Below are 14,061 nucleotides of genomic sequence, written 5' to 3' on the forward strand. Positions count from 1 at the left end.
AATCGATGAATGACAAGGAAAGAAAGCCGTGGGTCACGGCATCGGATGTCGCGGCGCGCGCCGGCGTGTCGCGCTCCGCGGTGTCGCGTGCGTTCTCGCCGACAGCGAGTATCGCCCCGCAGACGCGTGAACGCGTGATGGTCGCCGCGCGCGCGCTCGGCTACCAGGTCAACCTGATCGCGCGCGACATGATCACGCAGCGCAGCAGCATGATCGGCGTCGTGACGGCCGGGTTCGAGAATCCGTTTCGCGCACGGCTGCTGTCGGACCTGATGGCCGCGCTCGGGCAGCGCGCGCTCACGCCGCTCGTGACCAATGCGGAAGATCCGCGCCAGGTCCGGCAATCGCTCGAACAGTTGCTCAGCTACCGGATCGCGGGCCTCGTGATGACGTCCGCGTCGCCGCCGCTGTCGGTGGCGCAGCAGTATCTCGAACACCGGATCCCGGTCGTGATGATCAACCGCGAGGCGAACCTGCCGGGCGCGGACATCGTCGTCAGCGACAACGCGGCGGGCGCCGCCCATGCGGCGCAGCGGCTCGTGCGGGCCGGCGCGCGCCGGCTCGCGTTCGTCGGGCCGCTCGGCGCGAGCTACAGCGCGCAGTCGCGTGCTACCGCGTTCGAGCATGCGATCGGGCGCGGCGATGCATTCGACTCGACACTCGCACACGTGCTCGACACGCCGTCCGACACCCATGCAAGCGGCGTCGAAGCCGCGCGGCAACTGTTCGCGAACGGCAAGCGGCCCGACGGCGTGTTCTGCTCGTCGGACCTGCTCGCGCTCGGCGTGATCGACGTGGCGCGCAGCGAATTCGGGCTGCGCGTGCCGGACGACGTGCGCGTGATCGGCTTCGACGACATCCCGGCCGCCGAATACGACGCGTATCGGCTCACGACGCTGCGACAGGACACGCGCGGCCTCGCGCACGCGGCGATCGACCTGCTCGCCGACCGGATGCAGACGTTCGACGGCCCGTCGCGCACGCGCATCGTGACGGTCACGCAGGTGGTGCGGGCCAGCTGCGCATAACCAGGGGAGATCGGGCGCGGCGGCGCCGCGCGTCACTTCAGCCCGCCCGCGAACCCGCGCAGCAGGTAGCGCTGCACATAGCCGGCCACGGCCAGCGTGGGCAGCGATGCCATCAGCCCCGCGCTCATCAGGTCGCCCCAGTCGATGCCGTTCTCCGTCACATAGCCGGCAATCGCGAGCGGCAGCGTGAAGCGGCTCGGCGTCGACACGAACAGCAGCGCGATCAGGAATTCGTTCCACGCGGCGATGAACACGAAGATCGCGGTCGCGATCAGCCCCGGCGCGCACAGCGGCAGCACGATCTGCACGAGGCGTCGAGCAAGCCCCGCGCCGTCGATGCAGGCGGCTTCCTCGTATTCGATCGGCACGTCGCGCACGAACGCGAGCAGCATCCAGATCGCCATCGGCAGCGCGTAGATCTGGTACGCGAGCATCAGGCCGAGCGTCGAATCGAGCAGGTGCAGCCGCTTCGCGAGCGCGAACAGCGGCACCGCGATCGTGATCGGCGGCATCAGCTTCAACGCGAGCACGAGCACCAGGAACAGCAGGTCCAGCCGCGCCGGAAAACGCAGCCGCACGAGCGCGTACGCGGCCGGAAACGCGAGCGCCAGCGCGAGCAGCGTCGTGCCGAAGCCGACCAGCAGCGAATTGAACAGCGGCGCGCCGATGCCGTTGGACCATACCGACGCGAAATGCTCGAAGGTCGGCGCGGCCGGCCAGATCCGCAACGGATGATCGAGCCGTTCGAGTGTCGGCATGAACGCCGCGCCGGCCATCCACAGGCACGGCAGCAGCAACAGCGCGAGCGCGGCGATGCGCAACGCCCACGGCATCGCGCGACCGAATGCGGCGCCCGTTCGCGCGCCCGTGATGCGAGCGGGTTGCGCCGTCATGCGCGCCGCTTGCGAACCGTCTGCCATACGTACCCCGAGACCAGCAGCGCGGACGCCGCGAGCATCAGCACCGACGCGGCGCTCGCCGGGCCGACGTTGAAGAAGCGGAAGCCCGTGTCGTAGATATAGGTCGACAAAGTCTGCGTCGCGTTGCCGGGGCCGCCGCCCGTCAGCGCATAGACCTTGTCGAACAGCTTGAACGTGTCGATCGAACGCAGCAGCAGCGCAAGGCCGATCTGCGGCGCCGCGAGCGGCAGCGTGATGTCGCGCAGGCATTGCCACTCGCTCGCGCCGTCGGTGCGCGCGGCTTCGTACAGCTCCTGCGGGATCGACTGCAGCCCGGCGAGCACGATCAGGAACGCCATCGGCGTCCACTGCCACACGTCGACGAGCGCGAGCGACCACAGCGCGAGATGCGGATCGGACAGCCAGCGCACGCCTTCGACGCCGAACGCCGCGAGCAGCGCATTCAGGAAGCCGTCGAAGTTGAGCCAGTTGCGCCAGATCGCCGAGCACACGAGCGTGGACAGCATCATCGGCAGGATCGCGAGCGGCAGCGCGATGCGTCGCCCCGGAAACGCACGCACGAACAGCAGCGCGAGGCCGAAGCCCAGCGCGACTTCGGCGAGCGACGCGACGATCGTGAAGCGCAGCGTGTTGCCGAAGCCGGCCGTGAACGCGTCGTCGCCGAGCACCGCGCGATAGTTCGCGAGCCCGGTAAACGCGCGCCGGCCGGCCGAGTAGTCGACCCGGCAGAACGAATCGATCAGCACCTGCGCGACCGGATACAGCGCGAGCGCGGCGAGCACCAGCAGCGCGGGCCCGAGCAGCGCGACGAACGGCAGGCTGCGGCCGAAGGCTTTCATGCGCTGTGTTCCGGCGAGGGTTGGAGACGCGCGGTCACTTGCCGGCCGCGGCCGTCGCCTGCGCGATCTTCTGCTGCGCCTGGCGCAGCGCGGCGTCGGGCGCGGCCTGCCCGGTCAGCGCGAGCTGCAGCTGGTCGCCGAGAATGCTCTCGACCTGCTGCCAGTCGTTCACGCGCGGCCGCGCACGGCCGGCTTCGAGCGCCTTCAGCTGATCCGGATACCAGCGGTACTGGCGCACCAGCGCCGGATCGTTGAACACGCTGCGGCGGGTCGGCGGAATGCCGATGCCGGCAAGGCGCGTCTGCGTGTCGCGTGCGGTCAGGTACGCGAGGAAATCCTGCGCGAGCTTCGCGTGCGGCGCGTCCTTCGGGATGCCCATCTGCCAGATGCCGAGCATCGGCGCCGGGCCCGCGGTCTGCCCGGGCGGCGGCTGCAGCGCGATCTGGCCGACCACGCGCGACTGCTTCGGATCGTCGAGCGCCGGCACCCACGCCGGCCACACCTCGATCGACTGCGCGGCCGTGCCGCGCTGCAGCGCGTCGCGTACTTCGGCCGCGCCATATACGTCGACGTCCTTCGGCGCGGATGCCTTCAGCGCGAGGAAGGTCTTCAGCGCCGCCTGCGCTTCGCGAGAATCGATCGTCACGTTGCCGGCACGGTCGAACACGTCACCGCCGTAGGCCCACAGGATCGGCAGGAAGCCCGTCACGACCGGGTTGCCCTTCGTGCCGCGGAACACGACGCCCGACACGCTCTTGTCCGCGCCGCCGACGGTCTGCGCGATCTTCAGCACGTCGTCCCAGTTGCGCGGCGGCTGCAGCTTGTACTTCGCGAGCAGGTCCTTGCGGTACGCGAACATTTCGACGTTGCCGACGATCGGCAGCGCGTACAGCGCACCGGCCGCGTTGCGGCCGAGCGCGACGGCGGACGGCACGAGATCGGCGTCGGCAAGCGACGCGGGCAGCGGCTTCAACCAGCCGTTGCCGATGAATTCGGGCGCCCACGTGTCATCCATCATCACGAGGTCGTATGCACCGGTGCCTTCGCGCATCGACAGCTTGAGCTTCTGGTACAGGTTCGCGTTCGGCAGCTTGAGCAGCTCGATCTCGGTGCCCGGGTGCAGCTTGTTGAAGCCGGCGACGGCGTCGGCCAGCCCCTTGCCGTAGATGTCGTCGCGGCCTGCGATGACGAGATCCGCGGCAACGGCGTGCGTGGCGGCGAAGGACAGCGCAAGGGCGGCGGACAGCGCGCGCAGGCGGCTCAGCAAGGTCATGAGGTCTCTCTCGTTCGGCGTGGTGGCGGGACGGCCAGGCGTTGCACACGTGTGCAACGCGGGAGATGCGTGTGGCCGCCTGTTGCGAACGCCATTGTTCACGCCGATCGTTAAGAATTTATGGCACACGGCGATCACCGGTGCGCGGCGCCTGCCGAGCGCTTGCCACAGCGAGCCGGGCGGCAACCCGGCCGCCCGCCACCCACCTGCTGCTCACCGCCCGTTGCGCGTCGCCGGCCGCCCGCGTTCCGCGCGCCGTGTCCCGTGCCCTGCGCTTAAAAGTTCACACGAATGCCGGCCATCACCGCCAGTTGCCGGCTCGAGTTGCTGTTCGCGAGCACCGGAATCTGCGCGTAGTTCACCGCGTTGCCGTCCGCGTCGGTGCCGAGCCCCTTCCCGCTCGCGATCTGGCCGATCGCGACCGCATACAGCGCCGTGCGCTTCGACAGGCTGTAGTTCGTGCCGACGTTCACCTGGTGGAACCGCGTCGTGCCGCGCCCGTCGGTATGCACGGCGTTGAAGATATAGGCGACGCCGCCCTGCAGCGCGGGCGTGAACATGTACGTGGCGTTCACCTCGCCGATATCGAACGTGAACGCCTGCGTGCGCGGCTGTGCGGCGGTCGAGAAATAGCGGCTGTCGCCGAGGCGCGTATGCGTATAGGTGAGCGCGATCGTCGCGTCGCCGAACGTGACCGACCCGCCCGCGCCGAACGCGCGCATCGAGCCGGCGTCCTGCAACAGGCAGACCATCGCGCCCGGGTTGCTGCACGCGAAATCGCCGATATAGCCGGTCGCGCCGCCGAGCGCCGCGTCGAGCGGCTGGTGCAGGTCGAGGTAGCCGATCGAGAATGCAACCGGCGCGCGCGTGTACGTCGCGGCGACCGCATAGCCGCGCTTTGCGGAGAAATCGCCGGCCTGCCCGCCGAAGCTGAACGTGCCGCCGAACGTGAGGCCGTTGAAATCGGCGCTGGTGAACTTCACCGCGTTGTTGAAGTTGAACGCGGCGTTCAGGTTGTCGACGTCGCCGAGGTGCGAGCCGTACGGCGTCGACCAGTTGTTGCTCGACACGTACGCACCGAGCATGTCGGTGTACGAGTCGTACTGGCGGCCGAGGCCGAGCGTGCCGATGCCGTCCTGGCGCAGCCCGACCCATGCCTGCCGGCTGAAGGCCGTGCCGCCCTGCAGCGCCTGCCCGTTCGCGGACAGAAACTGCTGCTCGAGCGTGAACACTGCATTGAGCCCGCCGCCAAGCGGCTCGGCACCCTGGAAGCCGAACCGCGACGGCACGAGGTTGCCGCCGCCCATCTGCCACGCATGGCCGCCGCCCGTGCTGCCGTCGGCGCGCGTGAACTGCTGGTTCGTCGAGTAGATGATGCCGGTATCCACGGTGCCGTACAGCGTCACGCTGCCCGAGGTCTGCGCATGTGCGTGCATGCAGCCCAGCGTCGCCGCAGCCGCGGCCAGTCGTCGTCCAATCTTCATGTCCCGCCCCTCTGTTGTCATCGATTCGCAGTGCAGATCGATGGAGTTGTCGATATGGGTGACAGGACTCTATCCAGCGAAAATTCAGGACCTCTATCGCAAATCGGCAAACAGTCGCATGTGTTGCCCGCGAGGTTGCCCGGCGGCGCCGTCGCGGCGCGCGCGTGTCATTCGGGGCGCGTCGTCTGCGACGGCAGCTCGCCGAACAGGTCGCGATACTCGCGCGCGAAATAGCCGAGGTGCGTGAACCCCCAGCTCGCGGCGGCCTCGCCGACGCCGAGCTGCTGCACGGGCGTCGTGCGCAGCAAGCGGCGCACCGCGTTCAGCCGGATCGTGCGCAGATAGCCGACCGGCGTGACGTCGGCCACGCGCTGGAAACTCGTTTGCAGCGTGCGGCGGCTGCAGCGCAGCGCGCGGCACAGTTCGAGCACGGTGACGGGTTCCTCGGGGCGGTCGCGCAGATGCTTCTCGCAACGGCTCACGATGTCGCTGTAGGTGGCGTGCGTGATGTCGCGGCGCTCGACGCCGATGCCCTGCTCGAGCGCATCGAGGAACATGCCGAGCATCGCGTCGCGGAACATCTTGCGGGTGGCCGCGTATTCGAGGTGGCCCGGGTTGCGCTGCGCATCGTCGATCAGCGACGACAGCCGCACGCCGAGCGCGACGCCCTGCTCGTCGGACAGCCGCGTCACGTGGCGCAGCTTGCGTGCGCCGGATGCGCCGAATTCGGCTTCGCACAGCTCGTCGACCATGTCGGACGCCGCGCTGATCCCGACGAGCCCCATCCCTTCCGGCGTGTGGAATTCGAAATCCTCGCCCGCGCGCAGCGCGAGCAGCGCGTAGCCGTCGACGGGCTGGCCCTGGAACGTGCCCGCGAGCGGCACGGACAGCGGCACCGCGAGCGACGTGCGCCCGGCCGGCGCGAGCCCGGTTTGCGCGACACGCCGGTTGGTCGTTTCGCGGAAGAAGTGGAAATCGTCGTACAGCACCTGCGTGACGGTGCCCTTGAAGCGGCCCGGCGTCATCTGGCGGTAGACCTGATGCCAGCCCGCGATCGCGAGCCCGTGATCGTGCACGTCTTCGTGTGAGCGTGACTGGAACAGCATCGGCATCTCCGGTAAAACCCCTAAACGCGGCCGCCGGTTCCCGGCGCGCAACGCCATAGCTTACCCGTGCAAAATCCTGCGTAGTGCGGTTTCGAACGCGAGACAGGCCGCCGACAGCGCGCCGGCCTGCTCGCCCGTCAGGCGAACGTAGCGGCGGAACGACGGCATCCGGTTCACGACCTCGCTGCCGCCGAACGGCACGATCGCGAGCGTCCAGCGGCCGTCGCGTGCATCGATCGTACAGTGGGTCAGGTGCAGCGGCCGCAGCGCGTCGGCCAGCGACGGTTCGGCGACCAGCGCGGCCACCGCATCGACGAATCCGGGGTCGCATCCCGGCACGGCCACCGCGTCGATACCCGTGCTGCGCAGCCAGCCGGTCTGGCGCACGCGCGCGCTGCCCCGCATGGCCGGGCCGCACGCGGTGGCCGCCACCTTCACGCTGACCGTATGCATCAGGAACTGGCGGTCGACCCGCTCGTCGATGGTCACGCGCACGCCGTTCGGCAGCCGGGCCGTCAGACCGGCAGCTCCGTCGGCCTCGCGCTCGGCGCGCAGGTCGGCCAGCACGCGCGCGGCGAGCGCGCCGGGCCGATGGCTGGGCGGCGGTGCATCGGGCGCTGCGCGCCAGCGGGCGAGCGCGAGCTTCACGATGCAACGTGCTCGTTGCGCAGCACTTCCTCGACCGGCACCGGCCTGAACGGATGCCGGCGCTGCACGACGAGCGTCCAGAACAGCGCGTACAGCGCGGTGAGCCCGAGCATCGCGCCGAACGGCACGTAGATGTCGCGCGCGTTCATGCCCGGCGGCGTGATGTACCAGATCGCCAGGATGATGCCGACGCTCGATACGATCTGCGGCAGCGGGAACAGCGGCGAACGGTACGGGCGCGGCAGGTCCGGGCGACGAATCCGCAGCATCACGACCGATGCGGTGACGAGCAGGTACGCGGTGCCCCACGCGCAGGTCGCGGCGAGCACGAGGTGCAGGATGCTGTCGAGGTTGCCGTTGATCAGCCACGCGTGGAAGATCGGCACGATCGCCGACGCGACGATGCCGACCACCGGCGTCTTGAAGCGCGGGTGCAGGTACGCGAAGCAGCGCGGCAGCGCGCCGTCGATCGCCATCCCGTACAGGATGCGCGGCAGCCCGGCCATCAGCGTGTTGATCGTCGCGGCGCCGGCGCACAGGAACGCGATGCCGAACCACACGCGGCCGAACGGGCCCAGCACCTGCAGCGCGAACGCGGGAATCGCGCCCGGCGTGTCGAGCAGGTGCGTGAGGCCGTCGGGGCTCACCGGCACGTTCGCGACCTGGCGGCGGATCGCCGCGCCGTACAGGAACATGCAGATCGCGACGCCGACGAGGCCCAGCGCCATCGCGCGCGGAATCGTCTTGCCCGGCGCCTTCATTTCCGGCGCGAGCGGCGTGACGAACTCGCAGCCGACGAACATGAACATCGCCATCCCGACCAGCGACAGCACGGCCGGCACCGACGTGCCGACTTCCGAGCCGCCGAACCAGCCGTCGAGATGCACGGCCGGCGCGGCCGCGAGCCCGAGGATCCCGAAGATCATCAGCGACAGCCACATGCCGGCGGTCAGCACGATCTCGAGCTTGCTGAACACCTTGATGCCGATGATGTTGGTGATCGCGAACGTGACGACGAGGCCGACGCCGACGAGCCACGAGCTGTTGTGCTTCTCGAATGCCGCATTCAGCGATTCGAAATTGACGAGCGCCATGATGCCGCTCAGGATCGTTTCCGCCGTGCCGGCGAACACGTGCACGAGGAAATACGCGGAGATCGTGCCGGTGATCGCCCAGAAGCGGCCGAGCCCGCACGACAGGTAATCGTAAACCGAGCCGGCCGTCGGCAGCATCGCGGCGGCTTCGGAGAAGGTCGTCGCCTGCGCCTGCATCATCACGAACGCGATGATCATCGCGATCGCGAACGCCCAGCCGCCCATCCCGAAGCCCGACGTCGCGGTGAGAATCACCGGGCTCGCCATGATGAGGCCGACGGCGCTCGCCAGCGCGGTCGGAAAGCCGACCGCACCCGCCTTCAGCGCCGTTCCGCCGCCTGCTTCAGCCGGCGTGCCGGCGGGCGTGTCGCCCGCTGCGCCGGTAACTCCTGACCATCCCGACATCCCTGTCTCCTTCAAGTGTCGAACCGGGCCGCCGCCCCGCCGGCGGCCCGGGTTCCCTGCCTTGCGGTCAGCCCGGGGCGGCGCTTCGGCGCTTCGTTACCCGGGCTCCTTGTCGATCAAACGTCGATCCGATGTCGAAAAAATACGCAGGCAAAATAATCCGGTCATAGCCCAAATCGGCAAACCGGCGGCAGCCGCGCTGCCCGCCGCCGGTGGGCCGTCGCGCGATCACGCGAACGGCACGGCCTCGAAGCCCGCCGCGAGCGCGTCGACGATCCGGTCGAGCTGCTCGCGCTGGATCACGAGCGGCGGCGACAGGATGATCTTCGTGCCGACCGGGCGCACCAGCACGCCATTCTCGCGCGCGACTTCCGCGACCGCGTTCGCATAGCCCGAAAGCGGGTCGATCGGCTCGCGCGTGTCCTTGTTCGCGACGAGGTCGAGCGCGAGCATCAGGCCCTTGCCGCGCACCTCGCCGACCGCCGCGAAGCGTTCCGCGAACGGCTTCAATGCTTCGAGCAGGTACGCGCCCTGCTTCGCCGCGTTGGCCGGCAGGTCTTCCTTCACGACGATGTCGAGGCTCGCGATCGCGGCCGCGCAGGCGACCGGATGGCCCGCATACGTGTAGCCGTGCATGATCGCGCCGCCGAAATCGGCGTTCGCGGCGAACGCGTCCTCGATCCGAGCGTTCACGACCGTCGCGCCGAGCGGCACGTAGCCCGACGAGATCCCCTTCGCGAGACACATGATGTCCGGACGCACGCCCCAGCCGCGGCTGCCGAACAGGCTGCCGCTGCGGCCGAAGCCCGTCACGACTTCGTCGGCGATCAGCAGGACGCCGTAGCGGTCGCACACCTCGCGCACGAGCGGCCAGTAGTTGGCCGGCGGCACGATCACGCCGCCCGCGCCCTGGATCGGCTCCGCGATGAACGCGGCCACCGTGTCGGGGCTCTGGAACTGGATCTCGCGTTCCAGCATCTCCGCGCAGATCCGGCCGAGTTCTTCGGGATCCTGCGTGAACGGGTTGCGATACAGCCACGGCGTCTCGACGTGGAAGCAACCCGGCAGGTTCGGCTCGTAGTTGCGGCGGAATACCGTGTTGCCGTTCACCGACGCACCGCCGAAGTGCGTACCGTGATAACCCTGCTTCAGCGAGATGAACTTCGTGCGGTCGGCCTGGCCGCGCACCTTCCAGTACTGGCGCGCGATCTTCAGCGCGGTCTCGATCGAGTCGGAGCCGCCCGAGCTGTACAGCACGCGGCGCATGCCCTCCGGTTCGAGCAGGTCGATCACCTTCTTCGACAGCTCCTCCGCGCGCGGATGCGAAATGCCGTCGAACAGCTGGAAGTATTCGAGTTCGTCGAGCTGGTGCACGATCGCGTCCTTCACTTCCTGGCGGTTGTGGCCGACGTTCACGTTCCACAGGCCCGCGACGCCGTCGACGAGCTTCCGCCCTTCTTCGTCGAACACGTAGCAGCCGTCGCCGCGCACGATGCGGATCGGCTTGCGCTGTTTCATCTCGTTCGGGTGCAGCATCGGGTGCCAGAATTTCGCTTCGTTGTAGCTCATTGCAGTCTCCACTGTGGGATCGTTCGAGGTTGATGCCGCGCGTCAGTGCGCGATGCAGACGGATTTGGTTTCGGTGAAGCCTTCGATCGCGTACTGGCCGAATTCACGGCCGATGCCCGATTGCTTGTAGCCGCCGAACGGCATCGACGGGTCGAGCGGGATATGGCAGTTCACCCATACGGTGCCGGCCTCGATCTGCGGCACGAGGTTCATCACGCGCTTCAGGTCGTTGCTCCAGATGCTGGCGGCGAGGCCGTACGGCGACGCGTTCGCGAGGCGCACCGCGTCGGCCGCGTCGTCGAACGGCACGACGACGATCACCGGGCCGAACACTTCGTCGCGCACGATCGCGCTGTCCGGATCCGGATCGGCGATCACGGCCGGCTTCACGTAGTAGCCGGGCAGGTCGTCGGCCGGCGTGCCGCCCGCGAGGAACGTCAGGCCCGCGCGGCGCGCACCCTCGATGTGCTGGACGACCTTGTCGCGGTGGTGCGCGGACACCAGCGGGTTGATCTGCGCGGTCGTGTCGAGGCCCGCGCCGAGCTTCATCGACTGCGCGACGCCCGCGAGGCCGTCGGCGAGCTGTGCGAACTTGCTGCGATGCACATAGATGCGCGAAGCGGCCGCGCACACCTGCCCCTGGTTGAAGAACGCGCCGGCCGCGACACCGTCGAGCGCCTGCGCGACGTCGATGTCGTCGAGCATCACGATCGGGTTCTTGCCGCCGAGCTCGAGCGAGAAGCGCGTCATGTTCTGCACGGCCGCCGCACCGACCAGCTTGCCGGTCGCGGTCGAGCCCGTGAACGAGATCTTCGCGATCGACGGGTGGCTCGCGAGCGCGGCACCACACACGCGGCCGCCGGTGACGACGTTGAACACGCCTGGCGGCACGCCGGCTTCGAGTGCGAGCTCGGCCAGACGCAATGCCGTGAGCGGCGTTTCCGGCGACGGCTTCAGCACGATCGTGCAGCCGGCCGCGAGCGCAGGGATCAGCTTCCACACCGCGATCATCAGCGGGAAATTCCACGGCACGATCGCGGCGACCACGCCGACCGGCTCCTTGCGCGTATAGGCCGTATAGCGCGCGCCGGGCGGGAACGGGATCGACACGTCGAGCGTCTGGCCGGTGATCTTGGTCGCCCAGCCGGCCATGTAGCGCACGTATTCGACGCTCGCGCCGACCTCGATCGCGCGCGACACGTGGATCGACTTGCCCTGGTTCAGCGTTTCGAGCTGCGCGAGCGTTTCGGCGTCGCGTTCGATCAGGTCGGCGAGTTTCAGCAGGATGCGTTCGCGGTCGGCCGGACGCAGGCCGCTCCACACGCGGGTGTCGAATGCGTGCTTCGCGCTGGCGACCGCGCGGTCGACGTCGCGTTCGTCGGCGTCCGCGACGGTCGCAAGCCGCTCGCCCGTCGCGGGGTCGTACACGTCGAGCCGCGCGGCCGTGTGCGCGGGCTGCATTTCACCGTCGATGAAGAGGCCGAAATCGCGCGCAACGAAGGTGCGCACGGTGTCGCTGACGGCGACGAAATTCGTGGTGCTCATGGGCGTCTCGAGGATTGTCGTGGCTGGACCGCATGCGCACGGGCACGCGGGCGTCGTTCCACTGTATCGACGAGGGATTGCGCGAGGTGAGCGCAAATTGGCAGCGCGTGGGCGCTGGGGGGCGGGTTCCAACCCTGCGGGGTGGCGGCGGTCGACGCGGAACGCCGGCTGCGGGAGCGGTGCCGGTCAGCCGCTGACGTTCAGCAACACGAGTAGTGCTTGATATTCATCAGTCGGCGATCACGCAGGTTCGAATTCCGGATCGCAATTATCCGATGAATTACAGGAACAACGCCCCGACCAGTTCCGTGCGGTTCGACACGCCGAGCTTGCGGTACATGCGCATCAGGTGCGTCTTGACGGTCGGCTGGCCCAGCGCGAGATCGCGGGCGATCTCCTTGTTCGAGCGGCCGTCGCGCACGAGGCGCGCGATCTGCTCCTCGCGGTACGTCAGCCGCTCCTCGCAGCCGATCCGGTGGATCCCGCGCCGCGCGCGCAGCAGCGGGCTCAGCGCGGCTTCGGCCACGGGCTGCAGCCGCGCGAGCGCGTCGATCTCGCCGGGCGCGAACCGCCCGCCCGTGCTGTTGCCGGCCGCGCCGCCGCGCGTGTCGGCCGCCCCGAAGCGCAGCAGCGAGAACGCGCCGACCGTGCGGCCGGCGTCGCGCAGCCAGATCTCGACGACGTCGGCCACGTCGTGCCGCCGCAGGAAACGGGTCCAGTACGCGGACGCGTCGCGTCTTTCGTCAGGCAATTGGGAAGCGAGCGTGACGACCGCGCGCTCGCCTGCCGCGCAGCGCGACGGATGCAGCGGATCGAGCATCCGGTAGCGCGCGACATAGGTGCGATGCATCGATTCCGGCATCCCGAACAGCTCGAAATCGGCCGGTTCGCCGCTCTGGTCGAGCCGGTAGAACACGATCGCGGACGGACTCGCGAACGCGTCGAACGCGTCCACGCAAGCACGCAGCGCGCGCAGCCAGTCGGCGGCGGCCGGGTCGGCGGGTTCGGATGGGGTCGGCATGGTGGAATCGGCTGGCGGGCGAACGTCACGAAGATCGAAGTTCGGGCCAGCCTACCGGCGCCGAAAAGCGCCGGTGAGCACAAATCGGCAAATCGTCCCGGTCCGGCCGGTACGGCGGGTTCACCCTCCTGCCGGGACGATGGAGGCGCGCGGCCGGGCACGCGCCCGATTCAGCGTGCGTTCGCGGCGAACGTGTCGCAGGCGCTCAGTTCGCCCGATTGCATCCCGCGCCGCAGCCAGTACACGCGTTGGTCGCTGGTGCCGTGCGTGAAGCTCTCCGGTACGACATAGCCCTGCCCTTGCTGCTGCAGCCGGTCGTCGCCGATCGCGGCGGCGGCCTTCAGCCCCTGCTCGAAATCGCCGGGTTCCATCAGCCGCTGGTTCGCGCGCTGCGCGTTGTTCGCCCACACGCCGGCAAAGCAGTCGGCCTGCAGTTCCATCCGCACCGACAGCGCATTCGAGTGCGCCTGGCTCGCCCGCCGGCGCGCCGCGTCGACCTTGTCGGAGATGCCGAGCAGGTTCTGCACGTGGTGGCCGACTTCGTGCGCGATCACATAAGCCTGCGCGAAATCGCCGCCCGCGCCGAAACGCGTGCGCAGTTCGTTGTAGAAACCGAGATCGATATACACCTTGCGGTCGCCCGGGCAGTAGAACGGCCCCATAGCAGTCTGGCCCGTGCCGCATGCGGTCGGCGTCGAGTTCGTGAACATCACGAGCGTCGGCGGCTGGTACTGCGCGTGCAGTTGAGTATTGAACACGCCCGTCCACGTACGCTCGATATTGCCGAGCACCTTGCGCGTGAACACCGCACCCGTGTCGTTCGCCTGCTCGCCCTGCCGCTGCGCGGGCGCGGGCTGCGCCTGCTGCTGGCGGCCCTGCAGCGCCGAGGCGCCTTCGAGTATCACGCGCGGGTCGATCCCGAAGAAATACGACGCGGCGAACGCAACCACGATCGTGCCGATGCCGATCGTCGCGCCGCGCCCGCCGCCGAACCCGCCTGCGCCGCGGCGATCCTCGACGTTCGTGCTTTCCGTTTCGTCGTCCAGCCTCATAGCCGGCCCCTCCCTGTTCTTGTCGATGGTCCGGCGCGCGAGCGCGCAACCGGGCGATAGGTTGTCGTGACACGATC

The 14,061-nt window shown here is 68.9% G+C and carries 12 protein-coding genes; 1 reads left to right on the forward strand and 11 read right to left on the reverse strand.

Annotation, left to right across the window (positions count from 1 at the left end; translation table 11 throughout):
- Positions 1-5 precede the first annotated feature (5 nt).
- Entirely contained in the window at positions 6-1,028 is a 1,023-nt protein-coding gene (locus tag LXE91_RS20655) for a LacI family DNA-binding transcriptional regulator (protein ID WP_039343904.1), read from the forward strand.
- A gap of 32 nt (positions 1,029-1,060) precedes the next feature.
- Here the strand turns inward: LXE91_RS20655 and LXE91_RS20660 are convergent, their stop codons facing one another.
- The 11 genes from LXE91_RS20660 to ypfJ form a co-directional block, all read right to left on the reverse strand.
- Positions 1,061-1,948: a carbohydrate ABC transporter permease gene (locus LXE91_RS20660; RefSeq protein ID WP_371295954.1), complete on the reverse strand. Its 888-nt coding sequence runs from the start codon at positions 1,946-1,948 to the stop codon at positions 1,061-1,063.
- Positions 1,918-2,787, reverse strand: coding sequence for a carbohydrate ABC transporter permease (locus LXE91_RS20665; RefSeq protein ID WP_039343902.1), 870 nt, complete (start codon positions 2,785-2,787; stop codon positions 1,918-1,920). The genes LXE91_RS20660 and LXE91_RS20665 overlap by 31 nt, the downstream gene beginning before the upstream one ends.
- 34 nt (positions 2,788-2,821) lie before the next feature.
- Entirely contained in the window at positions 2,822-4,060 is a 1,239-nt protein-coding gene (locus LXE91_RS20670) for an ABC transporter substrate-binding protein (protein ID WP_039343900.1), read from the reverse strand.
- Positions 4,061-4,335: 275 nt separating this feature from the next.
- Positions 4,336-5,544, reverse strand: coding sequence for a porin (locus tag LXE91_RS20675; protein WP_039343898.1), 1,209 nt, complete (start codon positions 5,542-5,544; stop codon positions 4,336-4,338).
- A gap of 167 nt (positions 5,545-5,711) precedes the next feature.
- On the reverse strand, positions 5,712-6,650 hold the full coding sequence (locus LXE91_RS20680; RefSeq protein WP_039344159.1) for a helix-turn-helix domain-containing protein: 939 nt from the start codon (positions 6,648-6,650) through the stop codon (positions 5,712-5,714).
- 60 nt (positions 6,651-6,710) lie between these two features.
- Positions 6,711-7,298: a DUF3156 family protein gene (locus tag LXE91_RS20685; RefSeq protein WP_039343896.1), complete on the reverse strand. Its 588-nt coding sequence runs from the start codon at positions 7,296-7,298 to the stop codon at positions 6,711-6,713.
- A complete protein-coding gene (locus LXE91_RS20690) occupies positions 7,295-8,797 on the reverse strand; it encodes an APC family permease (RefSeq protein ID WP_039343894.1) in 1,503 nt (500 codons plus the stop codon). The genes LXE91_RS20685 and LXE91_RS20690 overlap by 4 nt, the downstream gene beginning before the upstream one ends.
- A 228-nt stretch (positions 8,798-9,025) precedes the next feature.
- Positions 9,026-10,366 carry an aspartate aminotransferase family protein gene (locus tag LXE91_RS20695; protein WP_039343892.1) on the reverse strand — a complete coding sequence of 447 codons (1,341 nt, stop codon included), beginning with the start codon at positions 10,364-10,366 and terminating at the stop codon, positions 9,026-9,028.
- 42 nt (positions 10,367-10,408) lie between these two features.
- Complete coding sequence (locus LXE91_RS20700; RefSeq protein WP_039343890.1) at positions 10,409-11,911, reverse strand: aldehyde dehydrogenase family protein; 1,503 nt, start codon at positions 11,909-11,911, stop codon at positions 10,409-10,411.
- 280 nt (positions 11,912-12,191) lie between these two features.
- The gene (locus LXE91_RS20705; protein WP_039343888.1) at positions 12,192-12,932 is read right to left on the reverse strand and encodes a helix-turn-helix transcriptional regulator; all 741 of its coding nucleotides are present in this window, start codon (positions 12,930-12,932) and stop codon (positions 12,192-12,194) included.
- 170 nt (positions 12,933-13,102) lie between these two features.
- Positions 13,103-13,984 (reverse strand): KPN_02809 family neutral zinc metallopeptidase, encoded by an 882-nt coding sequence (ypfJ, locus tag LXE91_RS20710; protein ID WP_039343886.1) that lies wholly within the window; start codon positions 13,982-13,984, stop codon positions 13,103-13,105.
- Between the last annotated feature and the right edge of the window lie 77 nt (positions 13,985-14,061).

Origin of the sequence: Burkholderia contaminans (genome assembly GCF_029633825.1) — a bacterium.
In the GTDB taxonomy this organism is placed as follows: Bacteria; Pseudomonadota; Gammaproteobacteria; order Burkholderiales; family Burkholderiaceae; genus Burkholderia; species Burkholderia contaminans.